Origin of the sequence: Streptococcus oralis (assembly GCF_026782285.1) — a bacterium.
GTDB lineage: Bacteria > Bacillota > Bacilli > Lactobacillales > Streptococcaceae > Streptococcus > Streptococcus oralis_CG.
This window is the reverse complement of sequence record NZ_JAKUWG010000001.1, coordinates 1-21,164: the sequence shown is the minus strand read 5'-3', so window position 1 is coordinate 21,164 and position 21,164 is coordinate 1. Positions and strand designations below refer to the sequence as shown.

Sequence of the window (21,164 nt, the reverse complement as noted above, 5' to 3'; positions counted from 1 at the left end):
ACCTCCTTTGAATTCTGGAACTTCATTGATTGGAGCTGGCTCCTCGCCTTTACTACTTGAAATAGATGCTTTCACTCCTACTTCAACAATGCGATCCTGAGCCTTTCTTTCTTCAGAATGAACAAGACTTCTAGTAGTACCCAAAACTTGAATATAGTCAACTTTTTCTCCATCTTGTCCTTCAGAAACGATACGACGTTGACCTTGAGCAAGTTCAGGGTTTTCACGAATAACTTCTTTAAACGGAAGCGGAGTCTTTTCAATTTCCAAACTTGGAGTTTCTGCTACTAAGTTCTTAACGCCTTCTGTTGGTGTTGTTTGGAAGGTAGACTTAAAGTGTAAACGATATTCTTTCACCAGATTTCCATCTTTGGAAACAAGACGAACCAGTGTTGGAAGATTGGCATTTCCAGAATCCACAACTGTAACTACTCCATGTCCACTAGTTGTTGCAGTGACTTTTGGTTTTGAACCCATTGTTGTTAGAGTGTAATCTGTCACATTTGGATCAAAGTTTTCCAATGCTTTTCCGTCGATCGAAATAGTCGCTGATGGTGTTTCCACTTCTGATCCCTTGCCTGCAGAGTAGGCTGTAAATTCTACAAGTGCAAGACCATTGGTGGTAGCCTTACGAGTCATGCGCGCACGAATAGCTGTCGTTTGAACCGGTTCAAAGTTAAACTCGATTGGTTTACCAGCTACTAATTCTCCAGAAGCTTTGTAAGAAATTGGTGCCCAATTTTCTGCCTTGTTAAATGGATGATCGGCATTTTCTTCGTAACGAGAAATCGTACTTGGTTCTGTAAAAGCAGGACCAATATATCTTTCTAGAACCATTTTCTCTGGAGCATCTGTGCCACTATCTTTAAAGAACTGAATGGCTACTTTCCCAATAGATTGAGAAGCAATTTTTCCATCCTTCTTAAAGAGTAATCCAACAGAAGTTTCTTGATTTTTCGGAGTACGAGACCAGTTTGTCCAACGTCCATCTTCATTGTATTTTCCATCATTGATATAGAAAATTCGATCATGTGAAGCTGCTTGAGTATCGTTCGTTGTCGAAGCAAAGGCTTTAGAATCAGTTTCATTGTTGCTTGGATTTTCTGAAATGACTTGATTGCCTTTAGAAACAACTGTCACCTGCATTTTAGTCGTTAGATTTGTACCAATGACATGACCGGTAACTTCAAATGTTCCCTCATGCTCTGTCGCATGTTCAGGAATAGCATCCCACTTCACTGCAAGTTTATCTGTAGTCCAATTAGTTGAAGTTGGATAATAAACACTTACTTCTGAAGGAAGTTGAAGATTGTCTCCAACATTCAAGATTTTAGCACTGTTTTCTGCAGCAAGAGGTTGACTAGTTTCTCTCTCATCATTGCGGAAAATTCGATATTCTTTCAACACCGTACCATCTTCTGCTTTCAAGATGAGACGTGTTGCACCTTTTGGACTTGTTGCAGGAACAACTGTTACCAAACCATTATTGCTAGCTGTTGCTGTGATTTCTTTGCTAGATTGAGGAATATAGTAATCTGTCTTAGATGGATTAAAATGTTCAAGATCCTTGCCATCTACCTTGATAGAAATCTCTGAACTTGTTTCACTTAAGACCTTGTTTCCAAGCACAGTTAGCTCTGTCAGACCAACACCTGATGTTCCATCTGCTTTCTTCATACGAATACGAACAGCGTAGGTTTCGACCTTGTCAAATGTGAAGTGATTGGTTTGAGTTGCAGACAGCTGACTTGGAGCATGTAAGTTTTCAACTGCTTTCCAATTGTCTGGATTATTAAATGGATGATTGCTATCTCGTTGCGCATGACTGACATCACTTGGTAAATCTGGAATTTCTTTACCTACATAATATTCAACTACATATTCTTTTGGAAGACCAATTGCTCCATCAGTATAGAAATCAACCGACAAATTGTTGACAAAACGCTTCGTCAAGTCTCCTGAATTACCAAATAAGATAGAAGCCCAGTCATTATCAGTATTTGTTCTCCAAGTAGTCCATCTATTTTTAGCATCTGATGGCGTTCTTGATACAGTCAAATCGTTCAAGGTGTTGGCTGTGTCATCTCCTCCTGTATTGGATACAATGGCAGCTGGTAATTGTGAACCTGTCCATTGTTTAGAGATATTATTTCCAGCAACCACTTGACTAGACACTCGAACATGAGCTTTAGTTGTCAGATTGCTACCTACTAAACGACCATTGATTTCATAGACCCCTTCAGTTTGACTAAAGTTGGCTGGAACCTGATCCCAAACAACATCTTTGTAGATAGTTGTTCCGTTAGAATGGTAAGCCCGGACATTAGCTGGCAATTGAACCGTCTCACCCTTAGGTACTGTGAGACTGATTTCCTCTGCAACTTGCAATCCTTCAACCGTTACAGTCGCTTGAGCTTCAATATCTGTGCCTTCCACATGTCCTTTAAGCGTAAAGCTATGATAGTGCCCCAACTCTTTTTCATCTACCTTATCCCAAGCTACAGATACTTTGCGTGGCAAGCCCTTATCAAATTCTGCTCCAACTTCTTTAGGTAGATTCGGTTGCTGATTGATATCTGTAGAAACAGGCACAGAATGAAGTTTCACAATCTTCTTGCTGACTTTATTTTCTTTAATCACCACTTCAGTGGTTACAGATTCTGTTTTCTCTGTTTGATTATCGATTCGAGGTGTCAAAGTCACTCTTCCCTTAGTATAGAGCAATAGATTCTGACCATTCACCTCAAGATGTCCCCCATCAGATGATTTAGCTTCTAAGTGAATATCTGAAGCCGAAAACTCTGTTTGTGAACCATCCTCATAACGACCAATGACGTGATAAGTTAATACTTGATCTTCAGTGGCAGTTTCTTTTCCTTCTACAACCACTTCCAAACGTTTCAAAGCAGGAGCTTCCTTCACAAACTGAATTAAGTAAGTTTGAACCAAGTCACCCTTTTGGTCACTCAAGAAGACAGAAGCCTGATAACCATTATCAGCAGAAGCTTGCTGAACAGTTACTTGATATCCGGTAGTCTGAGCTCCAACACTTGGAATAGTTGCAGTGTAAGGAAGGGATACACGGTAATAGGTCTTGCCAGACTCAAAATTCTCAAGAGCTTTATCCCCAGCAGTAAGTCCTGTAATGCTACTTGTTGTTTCCTTACTACTTGCGATAAAGGTTGCAGTCACTTCACGGTCGTCATCTACCAATTTACCAGTAGCCTCCGTACGTCCACCTTCCTTGTTCAAAGCAGCAGGGTCTTTCAAGGTCCAAGAAACAACATCAGTATCAATCAAGCTACCATCTGTCAGAACAGCTGTGACCGTTTTATCCAAATCAGCCGCATTCGTTCCAACTGGGACTGTAGCAACTTTTGGTAACCATCTATCTAAAGCAATCACTTTAACAAGTGCCTCAGCTTTAGTTTCCAAACCTTCTACACGTCCAGATACTTTTTTCTCACCTGCGCTTGTAAGCAAGTCAGATGGCATTTCCCAAGTTACAGTCTTTTCCTCAACACTACCGTCACTATAAATAGCTGTTACTGTTTGAGGTAATTCAGGATTTGTCGTCACGTCAGTTGTTGCTTTTACAGGAGCAAAGGCTACAAAGTGACGGTTTTCTTTCTTACCAGACACAGTTGCGACTGTTGCGCTATCAGAAGTTAAACCAGCAGAATCTGCATAAAGAGTAAATTTACCTTCTTTTTCTGTTGATTTTACAATGACAACCCCTTTACCATTGAAAGCACGTCTTTGCCATGTTCCATCTGCTTGAGCTTTGTAGCGTTCACGACTAGCTTGTTCTCCATTATCCACACCAACGATTTGTCCCTGACCATGAAGATTGAAATGAACAAGATTGTTAGCTGTTGGAACCACATTCCCATCACCATCAACAATTTCGTAATGGATGTAGGATAGGTCTTTTCCATCTGCAGTGATAACATGCTCTTCTTTAGTCAGACGAACTCTTGCTGGCTCCCCAGCAGTTGTCACACTATCACGCGCAATTTCATTCCCATTTTCATCTCGAGCAATCGCAGTCAGTGTACCTGGTTGGTATTTCACAAGCCACTCAAGATACAATTCACTTGGTTTAGCCCCCTCATGATATGGACGTCCATCTTCTGTCGTTTTCTTAGTAAATTCCTTTTTACCAAGTGACTCTCCATTTAAGAACAATTCGACGCTTGCAGCATTTGAGAAGGTACGAACCGGAACCTTTCCATCAACCAGCATCTTGCGTTCCTTAAGGGTCTCTTCAGTCCAGTTCCAATGTGGTAAAATGCGAACAGTTGGCTTTTCTTTAGCACTATACCATTCACTACGGTAAAGGTAGAAATCATTCTTTGGTAAACCAGCCGTATCGATGATACCAAAGTAAGAACTTTTTACAGGTGTATTATCTTGGTTATGCCATGGAGTTGGTTCACCGATATAGTCAATTCCTGTCCAGATAAATTGTCCAGCATAGCCAGCACGATCACGGTCAAAAGTCCATGATTCAGTAGCTGTTCTTCCCCATCCAACACGGTCATTACCATAGTCAGATTGTTCATAGTGACGATTTGGACGATTGTCGTGTCCAAGGATTTGAGCAGGGTTATAATAAGAATCACGCGTTCTAGTAGCTGAAGAGGTTTCAGAACCATAAATGAGCCAGTCTGGATGAGCACTACGAACCGCATCATAAAAACGTTCACCATAGTTCATACCGACAGCATCCATGATTTCTGCGAGTTTCAAGAAATCACCTGTCGCTGCACGACTAAATTTATTTTCACCCATGGTGACATAACGTTCAGTATCAATCGCCTTGATAATAGCCTTCAGACGTTTAGCTGTCTCGATAGAACGAGGACTACCATTTGCCTCTTCCACCTCATTTCCAAGAGACCACATTACGATAGACGGATTGTTCTTATCACGTTCTACCATTGTTCTAAGATCAAAATCAGACCACTTCTCACCCTTCTTAGCTTCAGGATGAGTTGCATCTTGATCAAAGAACCGTCCATAGTCGTAAGTCTTCTTGCCACCATACCAAGTATCAAAAGCTTCCTCTTGAACCAAGAGACCTAAACTAGCTGCAGCATCAAGCAACTGAGGACTCGCTGGATTGTGGGTTGTTCGAATAGAGTTAACTCCCATATCTTTCAAGAGTTTTAATTTACGATAGGTAGCCTTATAATTCTCTTCTGCCCCCAAAGCTCCATTGTCATGGTGAATACTTACCCCGTGGAATTTCATACGTTCACCATTCAGAGAGAAACCTTCCTTCGCAGTCCAATTGAAATAACGGTAACCAAATGTATCTTCTGTTACATCAACTAGTTGACCTTCTTTATAAACCTTTGTTTTCAGCACATACAGTTGTGGATGATAACTTTTTGTCGTCCAAAGAGTTGGTTTATTAACTAGGATTGTTTGTCTGAAATCTGCAGTTTCATTTTCTGCTAAATTCTTCGTTTCAGAGCGGACTAATTCTGAAACAACCTTACCTTCCTTAGTAAAAATTTGTTGTTCCACAAAGACTTTAGTAGCCTTTTTATCCGTATTTTTAATCCTACTCTGAACCTGTGTTTCAACATTCCCTTCTTTTTGCTCAGCAAGTTTTGGTGTAGTGATATGATTACCATTTTCGGCAACATGAACTTTATCACGATAACTAAGGGTTACATCACGATAAATCCCACTTCCTGAATACCAGCGACTACTTGGTTGCTTATTGGTCACTTGAACAGTAATTGAATTTTCACTACCATCCTTGTTTAAAAATTCTGTGATATCATATGAAAAATGATTATAGCCGCTTGGATAATGTCCGACAAATTTACCATTTACATAGACTTTTGAATCCATGTAAACCCCATCAAAATTGATACGAACATCCTTATTCTTGTCAGCTTCATTTAATGTGAAAGTCTTACGATACCAAGCTGTTCCACCATTTAACTGGCCACCCTCATTACGCGCGGGAGATTTGTGATCAAAGTCAAAATAAATACTCCAATCATGAGGAAGATTCAATTTAGACCAATCATGAACATCCACATCTTTTTTTGAAAAATCTCCTTGGGCATTTAGTTTAAAATACCAATCTTTATTAAAATCTTGTTTTCGTTCCGATAATAGCTGTTTTTCCTTTTCAACTTCGGCTTTGTTTGACTCTCTAGACAGCACCAGCACTTGCGATTTTTCAGAAGAAGGTTTAATCTCTGTGTCTGCTTTCACTTGGTCCTTTTCAGAAGTTTTTTTAGAATCCTCTTTCACTTCTGTTCCAGCTGTTACTGCAGATTCAACAGGCTTTGGATTTGCCTCTTCAGATTTCTGTTTGTTATCAGCCTTGTTTCCTTCTTCTACTTTATTTGGAGTTTCCCCTTTAGGACTAACCAATTCACGACTACTCTCGTTAATAGGTGTAGTAGGTTCTGTATCCTTAGTCACTTTGTCTTCTGCCGATTCAGCTTTTGGTTTTACAAACTCACGCCCACCATTCTCATCAGCCTTTGCAATAGCAGCTGCCACATCATCAGGAAGCTTATCTAAAGGTTGAGCTTGATGAACAGTTGTTTCTTCTGTTTTAGCATTGGATGAAGCCACCTCCTCAGCTTGTACAGCAGAAATACCAAATATACTAGCCCCAATCATTACAGATGCCGCACCTATTGCAAATTTACGAATGCTATAATGACAACGTTTATCAAAAAGTCTTTTGTTCATTAAAATCCTCATTTCTTTTTCTTGATACAAAGTAAGCGTTTACTTTATTTTAAAAAATAACCTCCTTCTGAATACACAAACAAGTACCAAGTTCGATAATATATTTTATATATTAAATATATCAAAATACACCTAAAATTGCAATCACTTTCATCGTTTTTTTCCTCAACTATCCTTTACCTGATTGTTTTAAGACAATCCGATACACTTTTTTAGTCCACTCTTCCAAACCTTCTCCATCATGGTCAAGATAATACACCCTATCTAGTAATCGACTTGGAATAATATTTTCAAAGTGGCTCTTATTATGAGTTGGAATAATGCAAATATACAACTCACTAAATAAATTAAGCATGTCCTTAATTTTTGCAACATGGTAACCATCAAAAATATAACCAGGAACTTTAATCAAATCTGTATAGATAAAATGAAAACTCACTCCAGGAATAAACTTGTCTTGTAATTCTTTCTCTGAAGGAGCTCGACCTAATAAACGCTCCATCGCTAATCGATAACCAGAACTTGTATTTGACCATCCTAACATGACATAGTCAAAATAATCTTTCGGATCAGATGCAGCATTTCGACTATCCAAAACCAACCCCTCAGCATCTCGACCAAAGGCTTTCACTGCAGATAAGAGCTGACCAGTTTTAAGAATAGAAATCGCTGCGTCTATAGTCGTAGTATGGCTACAGTAGTCTGAAGTCACTAACCTCTTATGTAGATCATAAGTCGAGGCTACTCTTTTATCTGTAGGGGTAAATGGTGGCAGAAAAGGATGCTGACAGAGGTAATCTAAAATTTCTTTTTTTAAACAAGAATCAGTACACTCGATACTTGTTTGACGTTTATGAAGTTTTTCGTAAGCTATAAATTTAGCAATTTTTTCTAATTCCCACTCTTGAATATTTGGATAATCAATTAGTGCTAAGTGATATATTCCATCCCATTGCAAACTATATTCTCCATTATAAATTTTTAAAATCATCTAACCACCTCACTTTACTATACTACAAAAGGAGGTTCAGACCTCCTTTTATCTATTTTCCCTTAAATTCCGCAAAGGTCTGTAAAATTTTAGCTGCCACTGCTGGAGAAGGTTCTCCTTTTAGCTCAAATGTTTCATCTGCATATGGAGTAAGGACTGCGAAATTTCCTATCTGGACTGAATAGAGGGATGTTTTAAACAGTTCAATATCATTTTGGTCATTTCCAAAAGCAATGAAGTTCTCTCCACACAACTTTTCAACAGTTGTCGCCTTATGAGTATCCCAGGGATTGACATAAAGACACTTTTCATGAGCATGATAAGACAGATGAGCCTGCCCCAGTCTTTCTAACTGACCAAGCAGGTCATCAAGTAAATCCTCATGGTCTCCCATATAAACGACTACCTTAATCGGAGTACCCAAGTCCTCAAGTTTCTGATGACGAGCTACCTTTAGGGGATCCACACTAGAGATAAATGGAATCTTCTCCACGATCTGACCACTATAGTCAAAGCAATCATCTGCAAAGAAAGGGAGATTATAAGTCTGGCAATAATCTACTAGCGCCTGATAAACTCTAGCATCGAGATTCCTTTCGAAGATAGCCTGTCCCAGATGGTAGGCTACGCCTCCATTCAAACCTATAACCAAGCGCTGACTGAGTTCAGGACCTAATAAACCCAAGCAGTCCCGATAAGAGCGGGCTGAGGCAAACACAAGCTCATGCCCATAATCTTCAGCCTTTAAAAGAACCTGCTTAATCTCCTCATCTATGGTCATGTAGTCAAAAGACAGTGTTCCATCAAGGTCAAATACGAATTTCATCTTCCTAGTCCTTGTTTAGTGTTCGAAGCGCTGCCTGATAGGTTTGCTCCATTAGCATGGTAATCGTCATAGGACCAACTCCACCAGGTACAGGTGTGATGTGACTAGCCAGTGGTGCAACAGCATCATAATCAACATCTCCACAAAGCTTGCCATTTTCATCTCGGTTCATCCCAACGTCAATGACAACCGCTCCTGGTTTGACAAAGTCAGCAGTCACAAACTTAGCACGACCGATAGCAACGACAAGAATATCTGCTTGCGATGCTACTTGAGCTAGATCTTTTGTACGGGAATGAGTTAGAGTAACAGTAGCATTCTTGTCTAAAAGAAGCTGAGCCATTGGCTTTCCAACGATATTCGAACGACCGATAACAACCGCATTTTTACCTTCCAACTCAATCCCATATTCATGAAACATCTCCATAATTCCTGCAGGTGTCGAAGGAATCATAACTGGATGACCAGACCAAAGACGCCCCATGTTTAGCGGATGGAAACCATCTACATCCTTTTCTGGGTCAATGGCTAATAAAACCGCCTCTTCATCGATATGTTTGGGTAAAGGTAACTGAACCAAAATCCCATGCCAAGCTGAATCTTGATTATAGTTAGCAATCAAGTCCAACAATTCCGCTTGGGTAATAGTATCTGGAACTCGCACAACTTCACTACGGAAGCCAGCAGCAAGAGCTGACCGTTCCTTGTTGCGAACGTAAACTTGGCTGGCAGGATTGTCCCCCACCAAAATCACCACCAAGCCTGGAACTAGACCTGTTTCTTCTTTTAGTTTGGCAGTCTTTTCAGCCAACTGTCCTTGTAACTTAGCTGCAAGAGCCTTCCCATCAATAATCTGTGCCATATTTCTTCTCTTTTCTATCAAATATCTTCTATTATATCAAAAAATACCTTGGCATTCTAACACTTCTTGACTAATAGACCTTATAGTTTGAAACTATAAGAAAAAGCTCTTATCGAGCTTTTAGTGCCTATTTATCTTAGGCAAGTCTATCATGCTTTCTTTTTGACCTTGGGAACAGGCAAAACTTCGTACATCTCCTTGATTAATCTCGTTAGAAATGACTTGTCTTCAAGGTCTTCTAGTAAAATCATCTCCTTAGCTCCTTCATAAGGACGTTCAAGTCTTGTCTGGCCCAGTTGATCCATGATCACCTTCACAGGCTTCAATAACAAACGATTATCATAGATTCCCCCAATAATCTTCCCACGATAATAAAGGATATACTCTCCCATCATTTGACGATAACTCATCTCCTCTAGCTCCGAAAACTGATCGAGAATAAAGGCTAAATATTCCTTACTTGAAGCCATGATTTCTACTCCACTTCTTCTAAAAATGAGGTCTTACAAAACCTTACTCAAAAAATCCTTGGTCCGTTGTTCTTGGGTTTGGTCAAAAACCTCCTCTGGCCTTCCATCTTCAACAACAACCCCATCTGCCATAAAGATGACACGGTCTGCTACCTCACGCGCAAAACCCATTTCATGAGTCACAATCACCATGGTCATCCCTGACTTGGCAAGGTCTTGCATCACAGCTAGAACTTCTCCAACCATCTCAGGGTCTAGGGCTGAAGTCGGCTCATCAAAAAGCAAAACATCTGGTTCCATAGCAAGTCCACGTGCAATGGCAATCCGTTGTTGCTGACCACCTGACAAACTCTGTGGATAGGCCGTCGCCTTATCTGGTAGGCCAACTTTTTCTAGCAGTTCTTGCGCTCTTTTCTCCGCTACTTCCTTGCTTTCCCCTTTGGTTTTGATTGGAGACAGGGTGATGTTTTCCATGACCGTCATATTTGGAAAGAGGTTGAATTGTTGAAATACCATGCCCATCTTTTCACGCATAGCAAAAAGATCATTCTTCTGATCCGTAATATCGACTCCTTCAAAGATAACCTTTCCCTTACTTGCTTCCTCGAGAAGATTCATCGAACGAAGGAGGGTTGATTTCCCGCTACCTGACGGACCGATAATTACCACGACTTCCCCTCTTTTGATCTCAAGGTCAATCCCTTTCAAGACTTCATTTTTCCCAAAAGACTTATGTAGTTCTTCAATTTTAATCAAGGTTTCTGTCATTATTTTTTGTCTCCTTGTCCAATGTAATTTTCAAATGCCTTCAAAGCCACGGTCAAAACAGAAGTCATAATCAAGTAATAAAAGGCTGCAAATAAAAGGGGAGTCAACGGTAAATAAGTTGTTGTCGCTACTGTCGTTGCACCATTCCACAACTCCATCACCCCAATCGCTGACAAGAGGGAACTATCCTTGATAATGGTGATGAATTCATTTCCCAGCGCTGGTAAAATATTCTTAATTGCCTGTGGCAAAATGACATAACGCATGGCATTTTTGGGACGAATACCCAAGGAATAAGCCGCCTCCAACTGCCCTTGAGGAACTGCATTGATCCCTGCACGAACGGTTTCAGACACATAAGCACCACTGTTCATCGAGATAATCAGAATACCAGGAATCAAACGAGAAAGGTCCACACCTAAAATTCCCACTTGGATAGTCGGAGCGTTGATATGCATAAGGGCAAAGGCAATCATAATCTGAACCATCATCGGAGTTCCACGGAAAATCCATACATAGACATTTGCAAACCAAACAAGCGGTTTAAAGCGTGATCGCTGAGCAAAGGCCAATAAGACACCTAGAATGGTACCGAAAAAGACTACCAGAATTGAAATCACTACAGTGATAAGAGCACCATAATTAAAATAAGGTAAATACTTTGGTAAAAAGGAAAAATTCATATAAACTCAGCTTTCTAAATATCAGATTGTATGATTATAACATGTATTGAATTAAAATTCAATCTTTTCCCACTGATTTTCACCAATAATTTTATGCAAAAGAGAAATAGCGAGAAATCTTAGTTTTTTCTAGTCAAGTCCCCGTGGTTTATGGTAAAATAGTAACGATAAGAAATGGAGGAGAATCATAATGGAATCACATTTGGTTAGAATCATCAACCGCCTAGAAGCTATGACAAAAGATGGCGGAAATCTAAAACGTAATTTTGAACGTGAAGGAGTTGTTGTTGCAGAAGTTGCATACAGCTATGACGAAGAAAATGGATCACTCTTCACCCTTCGCGATGTTGAAGCACGTGAAACCTATACCTTTGATAGTATTGACTTGATTGCAATGGAGATCTACGAACTCCTTTACTAATAAAAAATCAGCAGGGAAAACCTGACTGATGAACGAGAATCCTTTTTGTCCCTGCAAATGGGATTTTTTCTTATCATCAACTGCAAAGATTTTTATAAAGAACTTCTCTCGAAAACTTCCTGGCCTAATCTTTTTACTTGCTTTACACCTTAATCATGCTATAATGAGAGTATAAAACTTTGACTATTTTTGACCTTTTTATTAAGCCAAGAATAAGAATGAAATGAGGTAGATGTATGCTCTGTCAAAACTGTAAAATAAACGACTCAACAATTCATCTGTATACCAATATCAATGGACAACAAAAGCAAATTGATCTCTGTCAAAATTGCTATAAAATTATCAAAACGGATCCAAACAATACCCTCTTTAAAGGAATGACTGACCTAAACAATCGAGACTTTGATCCTTTTGGAGACTTTTTCAATGATTTGAATAATTTCAGGGCTTCTTCAAATAACGTTCCCCCAACTCAATCAGGTGGAGGATATGGGGGTGATGGGGGATACGGACCTCAAAAACGTGGTCCACTTCAAACACCTCCTCCTAGCCAAGAAAGAGGGCTCCTAGAGGAATATGGTATCAACGTGACTGAAATAGCTCGTCGAGGAGATATTGACCCTGTTATCGGCCGAGACGAGGAGATTATCCGCGTTATCGAAATTCTCAACCGTCGAACCAAAAACAATCCTGTCCTTATCGGAGAACCAGGTGTTGGTAAAACAGCCGTTGTTGAAGGTCTAGCTCAAAAAATTGTCGATGGCGATGTTCCCCATAAACTCCAAGGCAAGCAGGTCATCCGTCTGGATGTGGTCAGTCTAGTTCAAGGAACAGGGATTCGAGGCCAATTTGAAGAGCGTATGCAGAAGCTCATGGAAGAAATCCGCAAACGCGAGGACATCATTCTCTTTATCGATGAAATCCATGAAATTGTCGGTGCAGGATCTGCTGGCGATGGCAATATGGATGCAGGAAATATCCTCAAACCTGCCCTTGCCCGTGGTGAATTGCAACTGGTCGGTGCCACTACTCTCAATGAATACCGTATCATTGAAAAAGATGCTGCTCTAGAGCGCCGTATGCAGCCTGTCAAGGTAGATGAACCAACTGTCGAAGAAACCATCACCATCCTCAAAGGGATTCAAAAGAAATACGAAGACTACCATCACGTCAAGTATACTGATGCTGCTATCGAAGCTGCTGCAAATCTTTCCAACCGCTACATCCAAGACCGCTTCTTGCCAGACAAGGCTATTGACCTTTTAGACGAAGCCGGTTCAAAGATGAATCTGACGCTGAACTTTGTTGATCCTAAAGTGATTGACCAGCGCTTGATTGAGGCTGAGAATCTCAAGGCTCAAGCTACACGAGAGGAAGACTTTGAAAAGGCTGCCTATTTCCGCGATCAGATTGCCAAGTACAAGGAAATGCAGAAAAACAAGGTGACCGATCAGGATACTCCTATCATTAGCGAGAAAACAATCGAACACATCATTGAGCAGAAAACCAATATTCCTGTTGGAGAACTCAAAGAAAAAGAACAGGCTCAGCTTATCCATCTAGCAGACGACCTCAAAGCTCATGTCATTGGTCAAGATGAAGCTGTCGATAAGATTGCCAAGGCCATCCGTCGTAATCGTGTTGGACTTGGAACTCCTAACCGCCCAATCGGAAGCTTCCTCTTTGTCGGACCAACTGGTGTCGGTAAGACAGAACTTTCCAAACAACTAGCCATTGAACTCTTTGGTTCTGCTGACAGCATGATTCGCTTTGATATGAGTGAATACATGGAAAAACACAGTGTGGCTAAATTGGTCGGAGCCCCTCCAGGCTATGTAGGCTACGATGAAGCTGGTCAGTTAACGGAAAAAGTTCGTCGCAATCCTTACTCACTCATCCTTCTCGATGAAGTTGAAAAAGCCCACCCAGATGTGATGCACATGTTCCTCCAAGTCTTGGACGATGGTCGTTTGACTGATGGGCAAGGACGAACAGTTAGCTTTAAGGATGCCATCATTATCATGACCTCAAATGCGGGTACTGGTAAAGCCGAAGCCAGCGTTGGTTTTGGAGCTGCTCGTGAAGGTCGAACCAACTCTGTTCTCGGTGAACTCGGCAACTTCTTTAGTCCTGAGTTTATGAACCGTTTTGACGGCATCATCGAATTTAAACCTCTCAGCAAGGACAACCTTCTCCAAATCGTCGAACTCATGCTAGCAGATGTCAACAAACGCCTCTCTAGCAACAATATCCACCTTGATGTGACAGACAAGGTCAAGGAAAAGTTGGTTGACTTGGGATATGATCCAAAAATGGGGGCACGCCCACTCCGCCGTACCATTCAAGACCATATCGAGGACGCCATCACTGACTACTACCTTGAAAATCCAAGTGAAAAAGACCTCAAGGCAGTTATGACAAGTAATGGTAAAATTCAGATCAAATCTGCCAAAAAAACTGAAAAAATAGAAGAGATTGCTTCTGAAATAGAAGAATAAAACGATCTAACAGGTGCAGGAAGTCTATCATTTTCTGCACCTTTTTTTACTAAAATAACTGTTTATTCTTGACAGCTCGCCCCTCGTCCATTATGATAATAATAAAGATACTAGAGAATGAGGAAAGTTCTATGGCAAACCCAACTTTTGGTGAAAAAAGAGAGAATGTGACCTACCTGCCCCGCTACGGCGTTTACGTAGTTATTCCTGATCCAGAAAAAAAACAAATTGTCTTAGTTCAAGCTCCTAATGGTGCTTGGTTCTTGCCAGGCGGAGAAATTGAAACAGGTGAAGACCATCAAGAAGCACTGAAGAGAGAACTAATCGAAGAACTTGGCTTTACAGCTGAAATCGGAAGCTATTTCGGACAAGCTGATGAGTATTTCTACTCTCGCCACCGTGACACCTACTACTACAATCCAGCTTATCTCTATGAAGCCACTTCTTTCCAAGAAGTACAAAAACCATTAGAAGATTTTAATCATATTGCTTGGTTTCCTATTGATGAAGCAATTGAAAAACTCAAACGTGGTAGCCATAAATGGGGAATTGAAGCTTGGAAAATTCAGCATAGAATTGACTAAAATACACGATTTTATCCAAAAAGTGCTATAATAGAGTTAGAAAATCGGAGGAACTATTATGAAGCTTATCAACACGACTAATTCACACTCGCAACTTGTTAAAAGCCAATTAGAAAGTACTGACGCAACTCTTGTTGAGGTCTATTCTGCTGGAAACACAGATGTGATTTTCACACAAGCTCCGCTTCACTATGAAATCCTCATTTCCAACAAACACCGTGCTATTCGTGAACCAGAAATCGAAACCATTCAAGATTTCTTCATGAAACGCAAAATCGATAAAGATAAGATCGATGAAGCTAATATCAAGACCCTCTACTCTGATAAATTGATTGAAATTTCTATTCCTACAAAATAAGAAAACCAGCTTAGAGCTGGTTTTCTTTTGCAAAAAGCTTGGTAACATTACCAAGCTTTTTCATTTTATTTCACAGCTTCTTTCAAAGCATCTACCTTATCCAAACGTTCCCACGGAAGGTCAATATCTGTACGTCCCATGTGTCCATAAGCCGCTGTTTGAAGGTAAATTGGACGTTTGAGGTCTAGCATTTGGATAATTCCTGCTGGGCGAAGGTCAAAGATTTGACGCGCTGCTTTTTCAAGCTTGCTTTCAGCTACTGTTCCTGTACCAAAAGTATCGATACGAACAGAAACAGGCTGGGCAACACCGATAGCGTAGGCCAATTGCACTTCTGCCTTCTTAGCAAGGCCTGCTGCAACGATGTTCTTGGCAATGTAGCGAGCTGCATATGACGCAGAACGGTCCACCTTCGTCGCATCCTTACCAGAGAAGGCACCACCACCATGACGAGAGTAGCCTCCATAAGTGTCCACGATAATCTTACGACCAGTCAAGCCTGAGTCTCCCTGAGGTCCACCGATTACAAAGCGACCAGTTGGATTGATGAAGAATTTTGTTTGTTCATCCAAGTAAGAGACTGGAATCACTTCCTTAATCACCTTGTTAATGACGTCCTCGTGGATTTGTTCATTGCTAACTTCTGGATCGTGCTGAGTTGAAATAACGACTGTATCCACACGTACTGGACGATCATTTTCATCATACTCAACCGTAACTTGTGATTTAGCATCTGGACGGAGATAGCTGATTTCACCAGACTTACGAAGTTCTGCCAAACGACGAACCAACTTGTGACTAAGTGAGATTGGTAAAGGCATGAGTTCTTCTGTCTCATCCACTGCAAACCCAAACATAAGACCCTGGTCACCAGCTCCAATCAAGTCAAGTGGATCTTGATCTGCATTTCCACGAACTTCCAAGGCTTCGTTAACACCTTGGGCGATATCTGGTGACTGCTCAACAAGCGATGGATGAACTCCAACTGTTTCCGCAGAAAAACCATACTCTGTATTGGTGTAACCAATCTCTGCAATGGTATTACGAACCACACGGTTAATATCCACATAGGCATTTGTAGAAATTTCACCAAAAACGTGGACAGAACCAGTGTATACAGCTGTCTCAGCAGCAACGTGCGCTTCTGGATCCTCTGCTAAAATAGCATCCAAAATCGCATCTGAAATTTGGTCTGCAATCTTATCCGGATGCCCCTCAGATACAGATTCAGACGTGAATAATTTACGTTCTGACATAAAAATGTCCCCCCTTAAAAAATATTGTTATAGAGTTACAAAGTACTGATAGGTATCTCTACAGTCTAAGAGTTACGACGCGAAAGAAATAAAACGATACTTTTTTATTTCTGAAGCTAGTAAGGCGCATAAGGTGACCGCATTATAGTAGCAACCGTAGAAGGACGAGTGACTTTGGAGCCGTCATTCTATGCGAGTTACAAAGTACTGATAGAAATTTCTACCATCTTATCGGGACTATATAACCTTATCATTATACCACTTTTTACTTTTTTTTGCAGTATTTTTGAAAATTCATAAAACGAAGTTAGAAAAAGGAGCCATTCAGCTCCAATTTTATCCTTAGAAAGTTTGGCGTTTGGCTTTACGCTCGGCACGACCACGTGCACGATTTTCAGCACGCTTGGTTTTGCGACGTTTTTCATCCACCGCCCATTGGATCTTCTTCTTATAGCCTGGTTTGACTTTTTTCTTTTTCTTTTTAACCAAGCCAATTATTTCAATATCAAGCTTATCCTGCTTCTTTTCACGATTGGCGCGACGATCACGGTCATAGGTATCTTGGAATTCTCCGTCTTTGACCATCTTAGGAATAAACTTGATCCCTAATTTCTCCAACTCACGAATATCCGAGTCATCACTTGGCTGGTAAAGGGTAATAGCTGTACCAGGTAGACCATTGCGCCCAGTTCGACCAACACGGTGGACAAAGAAGGACAAATCTTGCGGAATGGCATCATTGATGACATGACTGACACCTTCAATGTCAATTCCACGCGCTGCCAAGTCCGTTGCGACAATGTACTCAAAATCGAGATTTTTCACCTGATTCATGATCCGCTTACGCTCACGAGGGGCAATATCTCCATGAATCTTAGCCACCTTCAATCCTTGAGCAGTCAAATAAGAATGCAATTCATCTGCCCGCGTCTTGGTATTCACAAAAATCATAGCCAGATAAGGTTGCATAACTTGAGTTAACTCATAAATCTGAGCATTCTTGTCACGACCCTTGGTCGAAATCAACCAGTTATCAATGGTATCAGAAATGACAGTTTTGGTCTTGATTTTCTCCATAACAGGATTTGACAAATATTTTTTCAGGAAGGGCTGCAACTTCTGTGGAATAGTTGCTGAAAAGACCATGAATTGCAAGTCTTTTGGAAGACTTCCAGCAATCTTATCAACGGTTTCCAAGAATCCCATATCTAAGGTCATATCGGCTTCATCGACAACAAAGGTCTTGGCCTTGTGAATGGCTAAATCACCAGATTTGACCAAGTCATAGATACGCCCTGGAGTCCCGATGACAATATGGGGTTGGCTACTGGCAAGTTTTTCAATCTGACGCGCCTTATCCGTACCACCCACATAATTAACCACACGGACTTCGACATCTGAGTGAGCTGCAATCTGACGAGCTGCTTGGTAAATCTGAGTAGCTAACTCACGACTTGGAGCCGTAATGACCGCTTGCACACTATCACTAGTTTCATCTAATTGCTGGAAAATGGGTAGCAAGAAAGTGTGGGTCTTTCCTGAACCTGTTTTTGACTCGCCCACCAAATCACGACCCGCCAATACAATAGGGATTAATTTTTCTTGTACCTCTGTTGGAGTTGAGAATTTTAACTCTTCCAAGACTTCTGCTATATAATTTTTAAATTGAAATTTCGTAAATGACATATTATCCTCAATTCTATTCTTCCAACCATTATACCATATTTTGTTCTTTTTCTGTAGCCACACTTATCTGACCGATCATAAGGCTCTCAACTTCTCCAATACCTCTCTTAGACTTGAGATCACACATTTGCTTTCTATCCAAAATGCAAAAAGAGAAGACCGAATTGGTCTTCTCTCAGCCTTTAGCTTGCGACTCAGATAGATTTGTTAAACAATCAAGCAGGTGCTTAAGAATCTTTTAAAAGTCGAAAGTTTCTAGATAAAATTAGTGCTTAATCATCTTCACGCTTGCGACCAAGAAGCAACGCTGCTAGACCTGCAAGAAGAGAGCTAGTCATTAGACCAGTGAGTGAAAGTGGTGCAGTGCTACCTGTATTTGGCAATGTAGCTTGTTTTTCCTTTTCTCCTGCTGGACTTTGAGCTGGTGGATTCTCTTCAGGTTTTCTTGGTTGAAGTCTATTTACCTGATTATTATCAGCCCCCTGCTCTTCCCCTAGCTTCACTGGTGGAACTGGATTTGGTTGAGGTACTGGTTGCGGAACCGGTTGTGGTTGTGGCGTTGGTGCAGGCTGTGGTTGTGGACTAGGATCTTGCTTAGCTTCAAAGACCCACTTACCGACGAAGGTTAGATTTGCCCCCTCTTCCACTTCTTGGTAACCTAGGAATGTCCATGTACCATTTGCAACAGCTACCTCTACAGGCATCGGTGCTTCTGGAACAAAAGCAATCGCTGCAGAAGAACTTGTAGTATATGTTCCACTTTGTGGAAGTAAGCTCAATACTTCTGCTGGCAAGTTATTGTCTGCTGTCGCACTTTCGAAGCGGTAAATCACTTTATAGGTTTCAGTTACCGGCGCAGGCAAAACATTAACTGGTACAGGAACTTCAGTAGAAGAACCATCTGGATAGTCAACTCGTACCTTACCTGTGTAAGTTCCTGGTTTTGTTGTGTCAATTTGACCTGCAGGTGTGATATCAACTACCTTAGTGCCAGCTGGAAGGCTTGGCAAGTTCGTCACATTATCGGTCAAGTCAGGTGTTTGTCCAACCTTGATAGTTTCTTCCGTTACTTGAGGCGTATAAGTTTCAGCATTTGTCGGATTCGCCTTGAATTCCCACTTACCGACGAAGACTACATTAGCCTTATTGACAACGGCGCTAGCTGCGTCGTAACCCTTGAAGGTCCAAGTGCCATCATTCACAGTATCTGTGTATGTGGTTTGAGATGGTTGCTGTGCTGAAACAGTATTACCATTCACATATGTTGCACTGTCGCTTGGTGTTAATGCTGCGATGGCTGCTGGAAGAGCCTTACCTGCTGTCTCGCTCTCGAAGCGATAAGTAGCTTGGTACTTCTTAGCTTCAAAGGACCATTTCCCTACAAACTCTACATCGGACTTGTTGACAACGGCGCTAGCTACGTCGTAACCCTTGAAGGTCCATGTGCCATCGTTCACAGTATCTGTGTAAGTGGTTTCCGCTGGTTGTTGAGCGGAAACAGAGGCACCATTCACATAAGTTGCACTGTCACTTGGAGTCAAGGCTGCGATGGCTGCTGGAAGAGCCTGACCTGCTGTGGCGCTCTCGAAGCGGTAAGTTAATTGATACTTGTTAGCTTCAAAGGACCATTTCCCTACAAACTCTACATCGGACTTGTTGACAACGGCGCTAGCTGCGTCGTAACCCTTGAAGGTCCAAGTGCCGTCGTTCACTGCGTCGGTGTAAGTGGTTTGGGATGGTTGTTGAGCGGAAACAGAGGCACCATTCACATAAGTTGCACTGTCGCTTGGAGTCAAGGCTGCGATGGCTGCTGGAAGAGATTTCCCTGATGTTGCGCTCTCGAAGCGATAAGTAGCTTGGTACTTCTTAGCTTCAAAGGCCCATTTTCCTACAAACTCTACATTTGCCTTGTTCACGACTGCATTGGCTGCGTCGTAACCCTTGAAGGTCCATATGCCGTCGTTCACTGCATCGGTGTAAGTAGTTTGGGATGGTTGTTGAGCGGAAACAGAGGCACCATTCACATAAGTTGCACTGTCGCTTGGAGTCAAGGCTGCGATGGCTGCTGGAAGAGATTTCCCTGATGTTGCGCTCTCGAAGCGGTAAGTAGCTTGGTACTTCTTAGCTTCAAAGGCCCATTTTCCTACAAACTCTACATTTGCCTTGTTGACAACGGCGCTAGCTGCGTCATAGCCCTTGAAGATCCATGTGCCGTCGTTCACTGCATCGGTGTAAGTAGTTTGGGATGGTTGCTGAGCGGAAACAGAGGCACCATTCACATAAGTTGCACTATCGCTTGGTGTCAAGGCTGCGATGGCTGTTGGAAGAGTCTTACCTGCTGTCTCACTCTCGAAGCGGTAAGTAGCTTGGTACTTGTTAGCTTCAAAGGTCCATTTCCCTACAAACTCTACATTTGCCTTGTTGACTACAGCGCTGGCTGCGTCGTAACCCTTGAAGGTCCATGTGCCGTCGTTCACAGTATCTGTGTATGTGGTTTGAGATGGTTGCTGAGCGGAAACAGAGTCTCCATTCACATACGAATCACTGTCACTTGGAGTCAAGGCTACGATGGCTGCTGGAAGAGATTTCCCTGCTGTCTCGCTCTCGAAGCGGTAAGTAGCTTGGTACTTGTTGGCTTCAAAGGACCATTTCCCTACAAACTCAACATTTGACTTGTTGACAACGGCGCTAGCTGCGTCATAACCCTTGAAGGTCCAAGTGCCATCGTTCACAGTATCTGTGTATGTGGTTTGAGATGGTTGCTGAGCGGAAACAGAAGCACCATTCACATAAGTTGCACTATCGCTTGGTGTCAAGGCTGCGATGGCTGCTGGAAGAGCCTTACCTGATGTTGCGCTCTCGAAGCGGTAACTTGCTTGGTACTTGTTAGCTTCAAAGGACCATTTCCCTACAAACTCTACATTTGCCTTGTTGACAAGGGCGCTAGCTACGTCATAACCCTTGAAGGTCCATGTGCCGTCGTTCACAGTATCTGTGTATGTGGTTTGGGATGGTTGCTGAGCGGAAACAGA

14 protein-coding genes are annotated in these 21,164 nt (G+C 41.6%); 4 read left to right on the top strand and 10 right to left on the bottom strand.

Annotation, left to right across the window (positions count from 1 at the left end; all coding sequences use genetic code 11):
- The 7 genes from MK403_RS00070 to MK403_RS00040 all read right to left on the bottom strand — a co-directional run.
- Positions 1-6,729: Ig-like domain-containing protein (locus tag MK403_RS00070; RefSeq protein ID WP_268708556.1), on the bottom strand; the 6,729-nt coding region annotated here is incomplete at its 3' end.
- Positions 6,730-6,898: 169 nt separating this feature from the next.
- Positions 6,899-7,720 carry a phosphate ABC transporter ATPase gene (locus MK403_RS00065; protein ID WP_125425205.1) on the bottom strand — a complete coding sequence of 274 codons (822 nt, stop codon included), beginning with the start codon at positions 7,718-7,720 and terminating at the stop codon, positions 6,899-6,901.
- A 52-nt stretch (positions 7,721-7,772) separates the two neighbouring features.
- Positions 7,773-8,546: an HAD hydrolase family protein gene (locus MK403_RS00060; protein ID WP_268708555.1), complete on the bottom strand. Its 774-nt coding sequence runs from the start codon at positions 8,544-8,546 to the stop codon at positions 7,773-7,775.
- Positions 8,547-8,550: 4 nt separating this feature from the next.
- Positions 8,551-9,408: a bifunctional methylenetetrahydrofolate dehydrogenase/methenyltetrahydrofolate cyclohydrolase gene (locus tag MK403_RS00055; protein WP_268708554.1), complete on the bottom strand. Its 858-nt coding sequence runs from the start codon at positions 9,406-9,408 to the stop codon at positions 8,551-8,553.
- 149 nt (positions 9,409-9,557) lie between these two features.
- Positions 9,558-9,878: a TfoX/Sxy family protein gene (locus MK403_RS00050; protein WP_268708553.1), complete on the bottom strand. Its 321-nt coding sequence runs from the start codon at positions 9,876-9,878 to the stop codon at positions 9,558-9,560.
- Positions 9,879-9,911: 33 nt separating this feature from the next.
- Positions 9,912-10,646: an amino acid ABC transporter ATP-binding protein gene (locus MK403_RS00045; protein ID WP_268708552.1), complete on the bottom strand. Its 735-nt coding sequence runs from the start codon at positions 10,644-10,646 to the stop codon at positions 9,912-9,914.
- Positions 10,646-11,329: an amino acid ABC transporter permease gene (locus MK403_RS00040; RefSeq protein ID WP_268708551.1), complete on the bottom strand. Its 684-nt coding sequence runs from the start codon at positions 11,327-11,329 to the stop codon at positions 10,646-10,648. The genes MK403_RS00045 and MK403_RS00040 overlap by 1 nt, the downstream gene beginning before the upstream one ends.
- 190 nt (positions 11,330-11,519) lie before the next feature.
- Between MK403_RS00040 and MK403_RS00035 the strand changes: the two genes are divergently transcribed.
- The 4 genes from MK403_RS00035 (at position 11,520) to MK403_RS00020 (ending at position 15,190) form a co-directional block, all read left to right on the top strand.
- Positions 11,520-11,750 (top strand): DUF1797 family protein, encoded by a 231-nt coding sequence (locus MK403_RS00035; protein WP_000443579.1) that lies wholly within the window; start codon positions 11,520-11,522, stop codon positions 11,748-11,750.
- A gap of 236 nt (positions 11,751-11,986) precedes the next feature.
- Positions 11,987-14,248, top strand: a complete 2,262-nt coding sequence (locus tag MK403_RS00030; protein WP_268708550.1) for an ATP-dependent Clp protease ATP-binding subunit — start codon at positions 11,987-11,989, stop codon at positions 14,246-14,248.
- 131 nt (positions 14,249-14,379) lie between these two features.
- Positions 14,380-14,832: an NUDIX hydrolase gene (locus MK403_RS00025; RefSeq protein WP_268708549.1), complete on the top strand. Its 453-nt coding sequence runs from the start codon at positions 14,380-14,382 to the stop codon at positions 14,830-14,832.
- Positions 14,833-14,890: 58 nt separating this feature from the next.
- Positions 14,891-15,190: a DUF1827 family protein gene (locus tag MK403_RS00020; RefSeq protein ID WP_000767190.1), complete on the top strand. Its 300-nt coding sequence runs from the start codon at positions 14,891-14,893 to the stop codon at positions 15,188-15,190.
- A 65-nt stretch (positions 15,191-15,255) separates the two neighbouring features.
- Here the strand turns inward: MK403_RS00020 and metK are convergent, their stop codons facing one another.
- The 3 genes from metK to MK403_RS00005 all read right to left on the bottom strand — a co-directional run.
- Complete coding sequence (gene metK, locus MK403_RS00015; RefSeq protein ID WP_268708548.1) at positions 15,256-16,446, bottom strand: methionine adenosyltransferase; 1,191 nt, start codon at positions 16,444-16,446, stop codon at positions 15,256-15,258.
- Positions 16,447-16,788: 342 nt separating this feature from the next.
- Positions 16,789-18,132: a DEAD/DEAH box helicase gene (locus MK403_RS00010; RefSeq protein WP_268708547.1), complete on the bottom strand. Its 1,344-nt coding sequence runs from the start codon at positions 18,130-18,132 to the stop codon at positions 16,789-16,791.
- Between the two features lie 272 nt (positions 18,133-18,404).
- Positions 18,405-21,164 (bottom strand): SHIRT domain-containing protein (locus MK403_RS00005; RefSeq protein WP_268708546.1); only part of this gene is annotated, 2,760 nt, incomplete at its 5' end.